Source organism: Moraxella sp. CTOTU47579, from assembly GCF_032004885.1.
In the GTDB taxonomy this organism is placed as follows: Bacteria; Pseudomonadota; Gammaproteobacteria; order Pseudomonadales; family Moraxellaceae; genus Faucicola; species Faucicola tetraodonis.
Map to the genome: position 1 here is coordinate 1 of NZ_DALZOJ010000026.1, position 11,676 is coordinate 11,676.

The following is an 11,676-nucleotide window of genomic DNA, read 5'->3' on the forward strand; positions in this document are numbered from 1 at the left end:
TTCGGTTTGGTGGTATGCCTCGAGCAAAGGGGCTGTTTCGTGCAAAGGTCTCTTTTAGTATAATTACAAAATAAACACATGGGTTGCAAATCAAAGCAACTCAGTGATTTGAGTGCGAATAATGAATGCTATAATCATAGTGGGTTAAACATTGAGGTTTAACTTGGTTTTAAAACTCAAAATTCTACAAGGAAATTATGATGTTGATGCCTAAAATCTTTAAGCCTTCCCTTAAACTTTCAAAAAAACAGTTGCTTGCCTTAGGCGCAGCTGTCATGGTTGGTGCATTATTGATGCCAACAGCAAACGCTGCGACGGTAATTATTGATGTGCGTACCCCAGAGGAGTATTCTGTGAATCATCCAACCGGTGCCATTAATATTCCACACAATGAATTACTGGCAAAAATAACGGCGCAAGGCATTGCAAAATCAGATACCATTAAAGTGTATAGCCGTGGAGGCGGTCGTGCCCAACAAGCCAAGTCTGCCTTACAGTCAGCTGGCTACACCAATGTGGAAATTCAAAAATAACTCATTTATTGGTTGGTTGGCAGTCGTATTGGGGTTTGACAAGATCGCGAGCGAATGCCAACAATTCATACAAGGCACGTCTTGAATGCTGCAGGTTTTGATCAAAATGCTGCCAATCATTTGGCTTTGGTAATGGGGCGATACTTGGGACAGTAGCCACACCATTAATGGCAAACTGCCTTCTTGAGCGGTTCATGTGATAAGCGTCTGTTACCAAAATTACCTGTTTGACATTGACCATTTCTGCGGTGTATTTTGCATTTTGGCAGGTGTTAAAGCTGTTTTTTTCTGCCACGACCCACATAATGCCTTTTTTTTGCAGCCACTTTGCCATCCATGGCGCCTCCTTACCACTGACGATGATGGGTAAGCCAGTCTGCTGATATACTTGACTGGCTTTAATCAATCGACTTTCGGTAAATTGGTTAATCACAATTTCATTTTGCTGGTTATTGGTTAATCCGCCACCTAACACCACAATCGCCGTTGCAGGATTGACGCTCACCGCTGATTCTGGCAGGCGATAATAATCTAAGATAAACAATACAATGGTAGAAAATAGGGGTGTAAAAAAACTGAGTGTGATTAAACACCCCACCAATACAACAACGGTCAAAATCCGTTTGATGGTTAAAAAAAATCGCTCAAGATAATTAATGAGCTTGGCGAATGCTACCATCAGATTCAATCCAAACCGGTTCAGCTTCCAATTTTATCCCAAATTTCCTAAGTACAGTTTCCTGTATAAATTGCATACTTTTGGCAACATCACGTTGCGTCGCAACTTTTGGTGCATGGTTAGTCAATACTAGGGCTTGCTTCACATGCGTTAAAATCGGGGCAATGCCTTTACCCTTAAGCCCTGATTGGTCAATAAGCCAGCCAGCCGCAACTTTACAGTAATCGGTCAAATTGCCTTGGGCATCTTTGACAGGATAATGCACCAGATTGGGATAACTCTGTAGTAACTGGTCAACTTGAGATTTGGCGACGATGGGGTTTTTAAAAAAGCTGCCACAATTGGGCAAGTCATTGGTATCGGGCAATTTACTTTGACGAATGTCGATGATGGCGTTCATGGTATCCACGGGTGTGACTTCATCGCGACCCGCTTGGCTAGCATAGTGCTGAGCAACTTTTGCCACATCCCCATACTGGGTATTGGGTTTGGCAGTTTTACTGAGGGTAAAAATGACGCTGGTAATGAGCCACTGTCCTGCTTGCTGTTTAAACAAGCTGTCACGGTAGCTAAACTCGCAATCAGCGTTGCTTAGATGATGCCACGTTAAGCTCGGTATATGAAACGCTTTTACACTGTCTATCACATCTTCAGCTTGTACCCCATAGGCACCGATGTTTTGCACGGGACTGCCACCCACCCAGCTTGGGATTAACGCCAAATTTTCCAGTCCATACCAACCTTGATTGACCGTGTCTAGCACTAGCGTATGCCAATCCTCGCCAGCCATCACCTCAAGGGTTATGGTTTGGGTGTCTTCAGACAGGATAGTTTTACCTTTAAGACTGGGTGACACGACAACCGCGTCCAACACTTCGGGCAAAATGATATTACTGCCATTGGATAGCACAACAAACGCTTGTTGATGGGCTGCCAGTTGCTTAAAAGTGGGCTCAATATCAGATAGTTGAGTTAGGCGAATGAATTGTTTGGCTTGGCAGGCTAATGCCATGGTATTGTATGCGCTAATATCCACATAGCTAGCATTAGCCTGCACAGGGTTAGGTTCAAAAAGATTGGTCATAAAAATATCGTTAATAATCGGCAGAGTTGCTCATCGCCAGTGCAATGACTAGTGCAATGATAAAGTGCTTATTATAACGAAATATCACGGGGAAAATTGCGATTTTTATGACCCCATGACAGCCACCTAAAAACCTTCTTCATCACTGCCAAAATGGTTAATATCCCTAAAACGGCTCAGCTGACGACGCTGTTTTTTATTTGGGCGATGATCGGGGCGGGCAAGATTGGCAAGTTTTTTTTGTTCGGTGAAAAATTCTCGTTGACTGATACTGGCATCGGTCTCTTGATAAAGCACACTGGCGGCAGTGGCATTGCCGCGCACTTCAGACAGCGCTAGCACCTTGACCGTCTTTTGGGTGTAATGATTGGCTGACCCTTGACGAATCGTCAATTCATCGCCCACCGCTATTTCTTTACTGACCTTGACGCGATTGCCAAAATGGTGGACCCGTCCCGATTCAATCGCTTCCTTGGCTAGGGTACGGGTTTTATAAAACCTTGCTGCCCATAGCCATTTATCTAAACGCACTTTAATTTTATCAGTTGTACTCAATGACATTTCCTATAACTTAGCTGCATGAATAACTTTAGATTAAATGGTTGTTTTTTCGAATCTTTCAATACGTCACATCGATATTTCTAACAAGCAACTGGCGTGTCAAAACGCGGCTAATAGTCTATTCATCATGACAGTTATAAAACGCTGCTTAAACACTCAGCAATTAGACCCATTGTCAAGATTCAGGGATTTTAAGCTAATTGATATGGTGAGTGAGCCAAGTCAAAATATCGTCATACACTTGTTGGTGATTAGGCTCTAGCAAAATTTCGTGGCGCATCGCTTCATATTGCTGCACGCTCACCGAAGCAAAGTTATTTTTTTGCAAACGTTTGACAATACGCGGAATGCCTTTTCCCATCTGCCCAACGGGGTCATCCTTTCCGCTGACAAATAGTAGCGGTAACTGTCGGGGTACTTGTTGATACCAATGCTTATTGGTGCCTGTTTGCATCAACGACATAAGCGCAAAATAGCCATTGTTGGTAAACTGAAAGCCGCAAAGCTTGTCATCAAGGTAGGCTTTTACTTGCTTGGGATCTGAATTGAGCCAATTAAACCCTTGTAAATCGGGTTCTTTTCTAAAGGGTAGGTTATTAAATTGGTTTAAAATCTTATCCAATACCGGATTGGTGCGGCGCGTGGTAAAGTGATTAAGATTTTTGGTCACAGGCACAAACAAGTTTGCCAATGGATTGAAATCTGAGGTACCCATAATCACTGCGCCCGCAAATTGCTCACCATAGCGCTGCAAAATACAGCGAACGATAAATGACCCCATACTGTGACCCAAGATAAAATGGGGGATATCAGGGTATTTTTCAGCGATTAACTGCGCATGGTCCATCACATTGTCAATCATCAACTCAGCAGGATTAGGGTTACCCATATAGCCTAAGCAACCATTGTCATAGGCTTGCTGTCCATGACCCAAATGGTCAAACGTCAACACCGCAATACCATGATTTGCCAAAAATTGCGCAAAAGGTTGGTAGCGCCCTTGGTGTTCTGCCATGCCATGTACGATTAGTAAAGTAGCAACGGGCGGCACCTTAGGCAGATAGAATGTGTAGTTGTTATTCATCTCAAATTTCCTGTGTGTTATTTTATAATTAGGGTAGCATAAAAAAGCCGTCTAATGACGGCTTTAAATCAACGCACAAATTCACAAATCAATGCACATATCAACGCATAAATCAACAGCCTGATTTTTTCATGTCCGCTTCTGATAACGGATTGGCACCACGGGTAGGGCGCGGACAAGGCTCACCATAATATTGACGATCGGCAAAATAGCTTGAGCGCACCATCGGACCTGCCCAGATATTTGCAAAGCCCAATTTTTTACCGTGTGCCGTATAACGGTCAAATTCATCCGGATGCACAAATCTATCAACTGGGGCGTGCGATTTGCTTGGCTGCAAATATTGACCGATGGTAATTAAATCGACATCATGCGCCTTTAAATCATTAAGTAAAGCATAAACCTCTTCTTCGGTCTCGCCAAGACCCACCATAAAACCACATTTGGTGACGATATCCGGGCGACGCGCTTTATAATCTTTTAACAACTGTAATGAATGCTGATAATCCGACCCTGGACGAAACGCTTTATACAAACGTGGCACGGTTTCGATATTGTGGTTAAACACGTCAGGCGCTGTGTCACTTAAGATATCAAGTGCCACTTGCTCACGACCCCGAAAATCAGGGACTAAAATCTCAATCAAGCAATTAGGGCTTAACTGACGAGATTCTTTAATGACATTGGCAAAATGTTCCGCGCCGCCGTCACGCAAATCATCTCGGTCAACCGAGGTAATCACCGCATATTTTAATCCTAGACCGGCAATGGTCTCAGCGGTGTGAATGGGCTCAAGCTCATCAAGTGCATTGGGGCGACCATGCGCCACATCACAAAATGGGCAGCGACGGGTACAAATATCTCCCATAATCATAAAGGTCGCGGTACCATCACCAAAACATTGGGGGAGGTTGGGGCAGGCCGCTTCTTCACACACCGTATACAGCTTTTGTTCACGCAAAGTTGACTTAATGCGCGCTACTTCACTGGGCGATGACAGCTTGACGCGAATCCAGTCAGGTTTTTTTGGGGTTTCTACCGTTGGAATGATTTTAATCGGAATACGGGCAACTTTATCATGGCCACGTAGTTTTTCACCCACTTCAGGACGTTTTGGCTTGTCGCGAGCGATGGGTCTATCGGTGTGCGGCGTTGAAGGGGCAAAAGTTTGTACAGTGTCGGTCATTGCTATGATTAATCCTTGAATTCATTTAGCAGATTTTAGGGGGTTATTATAACAGAAATCTAGGCTGACGAATTTAAACTATTTTGGGATAAGCTTTGTTGTTTAAAGTACACAGCCAAAGTTATTTTCCATCCTAGTAAAAAAAGCGACAATCGGCTCAAACGCATTTATTAAAAATTATTGGGCTATTTTTTTAAAAAATAATGGCTATGTTAACAAAAACGTATTTTCTCATTAACATTTCATCACATTTCAAGTATATTAGAAGGGTTAAATTTTTTAGCCAAAGCCATGCTGGCTAGTAGCCATTTCAAAATTCAACTGTGTTGTGAAGAGGGCTTGCAGACGCATGGTTAACACAATAATCTTACATGACTATGAGGACGATTCATGCTAGAGAACTATCGTAAACACGTCGAAAATCGTGCGGCACAGGGTATTGTGCCACAGCCACTTAACGAACAGCAAACGGCTGATTTGGTTGAACTATTAAAAAATCCACCGGCGGGTGAAGAAGCGACACTTGTAGACTTATTAGAAAACCGTATTCCACCTGGGGTTGACCAAGCAGCGTATGTTAAAGCGGCATTTCTAGCGGCCATCGTTAAAGGCGAAACCACTTCGCCGCTGATTTCAAAACAAAAAGCGATTGAATTATTGGGTCATATGCAAGGTGGCTACAACGTAGAACCATTAATCCAAGCATTAGATGATAAAGAATTGGCCAAAGGTGCGGGCGACGCGCTGAAAAAAACCTTATTGGTATTTGATGCCTTTAATGATGTCACTGAAAAAGCGGAAGCGGGCAATGAAGTAGCCAAAGAAGTGTTACAATCTTGGGCAAACGCCGAATGGTTCACCAGCCGTCCAGAAGTACCAAAAAAAGCTACTTACAAAACCTTCAAAGTCACCGGTGAAACCAACACCGATGATTTATCACCTGCCCAAGATGCATGGTCACGCCCAGACATCCCCCTGCACGCATTAGCGATGCTAAAAAATGCGCGTGAAGGCATTGTGCCAGACCAAGACGGCGTGATTGGTCCGATGAAACAAATCGAAGAGATGAAAAAAGACGGTATTCCATTGGCATACGTGGGTGACGTGGTTGGTACCGGTTCAAGCCGTAAATCAGCGACCAACTCCGTATTGTGGTTAATGGGTGATGACATCAAAGGCGTGCCAAACAAACGTGCCGGCGGTCTTGTATTGGGTGGTAAAATCGCACCGATTTTCTTCAACACCATGGAAGATGCTGGCTCATTACCTATCGAAGTAGATGTTAGCAAACTTAACATGGGTGATGTATTTGATATCTACCCACATGACGGCAAAATCACCAAACATGATTCTGATGAAGTGATTGCAACTTTTGAATTAAAATCACCAACGCTGCTCGATGAAGTGCGTGCCGGTGGTCGTATTCCATTGATCGTAGGTCGCGGCTTGACCAACAAAGCCCGTGAATATCTAGGTTTGGGCGCGTCTGACACTTTTGCAAAACCCGAACAACCTGTCGACACTGGTAAAGGCTATACTTTAGCGCAAAAAATGGTCGGTAAAGCTTGTGGCGTAGAAGGTATCCGTCCTGGTGCCTACTGTGAACCAAAAATGACCACCGTGGGTTCGCAAGATACCACAGGTCCTATGACCCGTGACGAATTAAAAGACTTGGCTTGTTTAGGCTTCTCTGCAGATTTGGTCATGCAATCATTCTGTCATACGGCAGCTTATCCAAAACCAATCGATGTAGAAACTCAGCACACACTCCCTGACTTCATCATGAATCGTGGCGGTGTATCATTACGTCCAGGTGATGGTATTATTCACTCATGGTTAAACCGTATGCTATTGCCTGATACCGTTGGTACGGGTGGTGACTCACATACCCGCTTCCCAATGGGTATTTCGTTCCCAGCAGGTTCAGGTCTAGTGGCGTTTGCTGCAGCAACCGGTGTGATGCCATTAGATATGCCAGAATCAGTTCGTGTACGTTTTGTCGGTGAAATGCAGCCTGGTATCACCTTGCGTGACTTGGTACATGCGATTCCTTACCAAGCCATTAAAGAAGGTTTATTGACCGTTGAGAAAGCCGGTAAGAAAAACGTATTTAACGGCCGTATCTTAGAAATCGAAGGTTTAGAAGACTTAACCGTTGAACAAGCATTCGAATTATCAGATGCCTCTGCCGAACGTTCAGCCGCAGGTTGTACTATCACCCTGTCTGAAGAATCAGTAAAAGAATACCTAACGTCAAACATCACCTTACTCAAATGGATGATTTCTGAAGGTTATGGCGATGCCCGTACGATTGCACGCCGTATCAAAGGTATGGAGGCATGGCTTGCCAACCCAACATTATTACGCGCTGATGCAGATGCAGAATATGCTGCTGACATCACTATCGATATGAGCGCCATCAAAGAACCGATTCTTTGCTGTCCAAACGACCCAGATGACGCCAAAACCTTGGCAGACGTTGCCGGCGACAAGATTGATGAAGTGTTCATCGGTTCATGTATGACCAACATCGGTCACTTCCGTGCAGCGGGCGCGTTGCTCAAAGAAGTACCTGCGGGTAGCTTGACCACGCGTCTATGGATTGCACCACCCACAAAAATGGATGCGCGCCAATTGATGGATGAAGGTCTATACAATGTCTATGCACAAGCGGGCGCACGGACTGAAATGCCGGGTTGTTCACTGTGTATGGGTAACCAAGCGCGTATCGCACCAAAATCAACCGCCGTATCAACTTCGACACGTAACTTCCCGAACCGTTTAGGTCAAGGTGCCAACGTGTACTTGGCTTCTGCCGAGTTGGCGTCGGTGGCGGCGGTACTTGGTAGACTTCCTACCAACGAAGAATACCAACAATATGCTGGTAAGCTTAACAGCATGTCAGCCGATATCTACAAATACTTAAACTTCGACCGTATGAGCGAGTATACTGAAGAAGCAAACAAAATTAACGTAGCACAGCTTACCTAACAATCGTTAAGTTAAGTTAGGTTGATCTAATTTTAATTAAGTAGGATAACAATAAAGTAAGACCCTGCAATATAGCAGGGTTTTACTGTTGTTAGGTTTTATATAAAAATTGTTTAAACAGTCAACTACAAAAATATCTTGGCAAAATTTGGTTTATAGTGATTTATAGTAATGGCATCTGTGACGAGGCTTCAGCTTGCAGCAAATTTGAATAAGTCACCCCAACCAAACGTACGGGTAAAAGTTTTGGGGTATGCTCGTATAGCCATTGAATCCAATAATGGGCATCAGATTCCTGCTCAAAGTGGGAAGAAATACTATGAGAGCGGGTAATCACACTAAAATCGCTGTATTTGATTTTAATGGTGATGGTGCGAGCGTAACACTGCTTTTTTTGTAAATCTTTAAACGCTTGGCTATTTTCGCGATATAGGGCAGCCACAATGATTTTATCATCCATAGTATTGTGCACAAACGTTGTCTCAGAACCGACAGATTTATGTTTGCGCTCAGCTTTAACCTCTCGATTATCAATACCGTGGGCAATTTGGTGAAAGAAATCACCCCGTTTGCCAAAGCGTTGTTTTAATACGTCCGCTGGGGTATTGCGTAAATCCAATCCTGTAAATATACCCATGTCATGCAACATTTTGACGGTGGCTTTGCCAATGCCATGAAATTTTTTTACCGGTAAATTGGCAATAAAGTCCAATCCTTGCTCAGGTGTAATCACCGCAATACCATTGGGTTTATTTAAATCTGACGCGATTTTGGCAAGCATTTTATTATAAGACACGCCTGCTGAAGCGGTCAGTTGCGTTTGCCGCAAAATCTGTTGGCGAATGCGATTGGCAATTAGTGTCGCAGAATTTTTTTCATGCGGGCTATCGGTCACATCCAGATACGCCTCATCCAGTGATAAGGGTTCGACCAGTGGCGTATATTGGTGCATGATGGCACGAATTTGCTCACTAACTTCACGATACACCTCAAAGCGTGGTTTGACAAAAATTGCTTGGGGGCATAGCTGACGGGCTCGATAGCATGACATGGCAGAATGCACACCAAACTTGCGTATCTCATAACTTGCTGCTGCGACGACGCCACGCCCATTGGGATCACCGCCAACGACCAATGGCTTACCTTGTAACTCAGGATTATCCCGTTGCTCAACACTGGCAAAAAACGCATCCATATCGATATGAATAATTTTACGCATGACTGTTAGTTTACCATTCTAACTGTACGGGGAAAGTATTTAATTGACTGGTTAAGCTTTAAATACGCTAGCTAACATAAACAATAAATTCAAAATTTACTGATTGATAAATTCTATTGATAAGTCGTCGTTTATCTGCTACATTATCGCTATCAAGGGGAGTAACTTCTCACTTCAGCAGTTTGTGATTTATCGTCATTACGTAAGCAGCCGCTTACCGGTAAATCAGCTATTTTTTAGCCATATATTGAGCTAATTATCAAATAGTAAGCCAGACCTTGACTTAACACAACCACATATTTGGTCGGTGTGAGTCAAGGTTTTTTTGTGCTTAGCATTTTTCCAAAATCCTTTGACTTATTGCCAGCCATAGTTTGTAAATGCATACTAAGGAGCGATAATGTTACTTGCAGCAGCGAATCAAATGACAGAACCCATGAGCATTGGCAGTCCCATGCTATATGCCGTGTTCTTTGCTATCGTAGCGATACTGTTATTGGTTGATTTTTTTACCTTTAAAACCCCAAAAAATGGTGAAGCGGTTTCGATGAAACAAGCGGGTATTTGGAGTGCCATTTGGGTGGGCGTGTCTGTGTTGTTTGCAGGCGGTCTATGGTGGTATCTATCACAAAATTTTGGCAATGCTATCGCCACTCAAAAAGTAGGGGAGTTTTTTACAGGATATTTACTGGAAAAATCGCTCGCCATTGATAACGTTTTTGTATGGCTGATGATTTTTGCGGCGTTTGCGGTGTCACCTGCGATGCAACGGAAGATTTTACTGTACGGGGTGATTGGTGCGATTGTCATGCGCACGGTGATGATTTTTGCAGGGGCTTGGCTTGTCACGGAGTTTAGCTGGATTTTATATATTTTTGGTGCGTTTTTGCTGTATACGGGTGTAAAAATGTGGCAAAACCACGATGAGCAAGAAGACCCGAAGCAGTCAGGCTTATATAAGTTTTTACAAAAACATCTGAAAATCAGCGATGACAGCCATGATGCGTCAGGTCAAGAGCGGTTTGTGTTGGTAAAAAATGGCGTTAAGTATTTTACCCCACTAGCGGTGGTGCTTATCTTGGTTGAATTGTCGGATGTGATTTTTGCGGTGGATTCGATTCCTGCAATTTTCGCGGTCACTACCGACCCGTTTATTGTTTTGACGGCAAACTTGCTGGCTATTTTGGGTCTACGGGCGATGTTCTTCTTGTTATCGGGTTTGGCGGATAAATTCCATTTATTGCCTTATGCGCTTAGTGTCATCTTGGTGTTTATTGGCGCAAAAATGCTGCTGCTTGATGTGTTCCATGTGCCGATGGCTATCTCGTTAGGCTTTATTGCCGCCGTGCTAACAGTGACAGCGATTTTATCGGTAAAGTTTCCGAATTTGGGTAAAGTTGAAGCATAAAAAATATTTTTGAATAAAAAAAAGGGCTAACAATTTAGCCCTTTTTTGTGAATTAAAAACTGACTATTGGGCATAAAATGCTTCTAAAGTAGGCACAAATTGTTTTTTTCGGCTGACCAAGTTACCCAAATCAAGCAATTTATCATTGAGTCTGGTATCAAATGCTTGCTCAATGATTTCATTTTGTGCATCGTTGCTACCAACCGCCCAAGATTGCTGTTTTAAAATATCAACAATAATAACTAGCATATAATCCAAGCCATCTCTTTGGCGGATTAGCTCACTGGCTTGTTGGATGCCCTCAATGCGCGACAACACCACATCAGGTTTAACAGTTTCGATACTAGCGATTGCCCATTTTTTATTTGAGAAAATAAACTGTTTATAATCGGTAGTGACTAACGCATCATCCGTTAAGTCGCTGATATTGCTTTTTGCATCGAATAATTGATTGGCAAAGCTGTTTATATCGTGAATCCCTGCAAGGTGAATTAAGGCATCTAAAGCTTGCTTGTCACTGTCTGTAGTGGTAGGACCTGTCAGATTAAGCGTATCAGAAATGATTGCACCTGCCATCAATGTCGCCATTTGCTGAGAAATCAGCAAACTCTTTTCCATAAACATATGGTATAAAATGGTGCTGGTAGAGCCGACAGGTTCAAATCGAATATAGGCAGGTTCGGCAGTGGTCAAATCACCAAGTTTATGATGGTCGACAAGGTAACAAATATGGGCGTCGGCTAGATTGGCAATCGATTGCTGGCTTTCGTTATGATCGACTAAAGCAGCGAGTTGGTCAGGTTCAAGATGGGTGAGTAATTCTGGTAATCGGACTTTAGCAAGTTCAATTAAAAATTTGGTTTCTTTATTGATATCATCTAAGAACCTGTTCACAATCTTTTCAATAACAAAGCAATGAAAGCAAGATTGG

The 11,676-nt window shown here is 43.2% G+C and carries 10 protein-coding genes; 3 read left to right on the forward strand and 7 right to left on the reverse strand.

All coding sequences use genetic code 11. From position 1 onward, the window contains the following. Positions 1-200 precede the first annotated feature (200 nt). Positions 201-533, forward strand: coding sequence for a rhodanese-like domain-containing protein (locus RTP55_RS10785; protein ID WP_312386009.1), 333 nt, complete (start codon positions 201-203; stop codon positions 531-533). Between the two features lies 1 nt (position 534). On the opposite strand, the gene RTP55_RS10790 is transcribed toward RTP55_RS10785, so the two are convergent. The 5 genes from RTP55_RS10790 to lipA all read right to left on the reverse strand — a co-directional run bounded on the left by RTP55_RS10790 (position 535) and on the right by lipA (position 5,127). Further along, positions 535-1,212 (reverse strand): YdcF family protein, encoded by a 678-nt coding sequence (locus RTP55_RS10790; RefSeq protein ID WP_312386010.1) that lies wholly within the window; start codon positions 1,210-1,212, stop codon positions 535-537. Further along, positions 1,187-2,296 carry a UDP-N-acetylmuramate dehydrogenase gene (gene murB, locus RTP55_RS10795; RefSeq protein WP_312386012.1) on the reverse strand — a complete coding sequence of 370 codons (1,110 nt, stop codon included), beginning with the start codon at positions 2,294-2,296 and terminating at the stop codon, positions 1,187-1,189. Before murB ends, RTP55_RS10790 begins: the two co-directional genes overlap by 26 nt. Positions 2,297-2,422: 126 nt before the next feature. Then, the gene (locus RTP55_RS10800) at positions 2,423-2,857 is read right to left on the reverse strand and encodes an RNA-binding S4 domain-containing protein (protein ID WP_036598052.1); all 435 of its coding nucleotides are present in this window, start codon (positions 2,855-2,857) and stop codon (positions 2,423-2,425) included. Between the two features lie 196 nt (positions 2,858-3,053). Beyond that, complete coding sequence (locus tag RTP55_RS10805; RefSeq protein ID WP_312386013.1) at positions 3,054-3,941, reverse strand: alpha/beta fold hydrolase; 888 nt, start codon at positions 3,939-3,941, stop codon at positions 3,054-3,056. Between the two features lie 112 nt (positions 3,942-4,053). Next, positions 4,054-5,127 carry a lipoyl synthase gene (gene lipA, locus RTP55_RS10810; protein ID WP_282841184.1) on the reverse strand — a complete coding sequence of 358 codons (1,074 nt, stop codon included), beginning with the start codon at positions 5,125-5,127 and terminating at the stop codon, positions 4,054-4,056. A gap of 390 nt (positions 5,128-5,517) precedes the next feature. Between lipA and acnB the strand changes: the two genes are divergently transcribed. Continuing rightward, complete coding sequence (gene acnB / locus RTP55_RS10815; protein WP_312386015.1) at positions 5,518-8,118, forward strand: bifunctional aconitate hydratase 2/2-methylisocitrate dehydratase; 2,601 nt, start codon at positions 5,518-5,520, stop codon at positions 8,116-8,118. 163 nt (positions 8,119-8,281) lie between these two features. Here acnB and dinB read toward each other — a convergent pair whose 3' ends face one another. Further along, positions 8,282-9,337 carry a DNA polymerase IV gene (dinB, locus tag RTP55_RS10820; protein ID WP_312386016.1) on the reverse strand — a complete coding sequence of 352 codons (1,056 nt, stop codon included), beginning with the start codon at positions 9,335-9,337 and terminating at the stop codon, positions 8,282-8,284. A gap of 436 nt (positions 9,338-9,773) precedes the next feature. On the opposite strand from dinB, the gene RTP55_RS10825 reads away from it, so the two are divergent. Beyond that, positions 9,774-10,745: a TerC family protein gene (locus RTP55_RS10825; RefSeq protein ID WP_312386018.1), complete on the forward strand. Its 972-nt coding sequence runs from the start codon at positions 9,774-9,776 to the stop codon at positions 10,743-10,745. A gap of 63 nt (positions 10,746-10,808) precedes the next feature. Here the strand turns inward: RTP55_RS10825 and RTP55_RS10830 are convergent. Beyond that, positions 10,809-11,676 (reverse strand): DHH family phosphoesterase (locus RTP55_RS10830; RefSeq protein ID WP_312386017.1); only part of this gene is annotated, 868 nt, incomplete at its 5' end.